The 500-nt window shown below is 36.6% G+C and carries 1 pseudogene; it reads left to right on the plus strand.

The window, feature by feature from the left end:
- Positions 1-212: 212 nt before the first annotated feature.
- Positions 213-500 (plus strand): annotated as a pseudogene (locus tag ACNOHI_RS25715) (hypothetical protein); the annotation flags it as partial.

Below are 500 nucleotides of genomic sequence, written 5' to 3' on the forward strand. Positions count from 1 at the left end.
GCATGGTTCAATGATTTTGTTGAACAGCTTTGTAACGGGGAGAAAAAGTTTATATTATTCAATCAATTAAGGAACAAGAAATACTTGTAGATTTGGCGAGTTGTCGTAAATTTTAAGAATGAGTGTGCCCTTGATGTCGATGGGTATCTATGTTGTTTTATTTTTATGAATATATTTACTGTTATACGGAACTTTATAAAGCGTTTAAATAAATGACCAAAGAGCAGAACGACACCATTATTGAAGTTATAAAGATCATCCTACCATTAATCGGCGGCGGTGCTGTCGGAGCAATTATAACCGCCCTAGTTACAAGTCGTCGGAACAGAATACAACCTATCAGCAAGCATGTTAATATCACTAATATATTCGTACCAAGCAAGTTGTTAGGCGATCACATCACTAGGCTTACCTTTTCTGGTGCTACAACCAATTACGACTTCGAAAATCTTTTTATTGCCCAGATTGAACTTGAAAACCGTGGTAACAAGGACTGGGAA

Origin of the sequence: Noviherbaspirillum sp. ST9, from assembly GCF_048799745.1 — a bacterium.
Classification (GTDB): domain Bacteria; phylum Pseudomonadota; class Gammaproteobacteria; order Burkholderiales; family Burkholderiaceae_D; genus Noviherbaspirillum.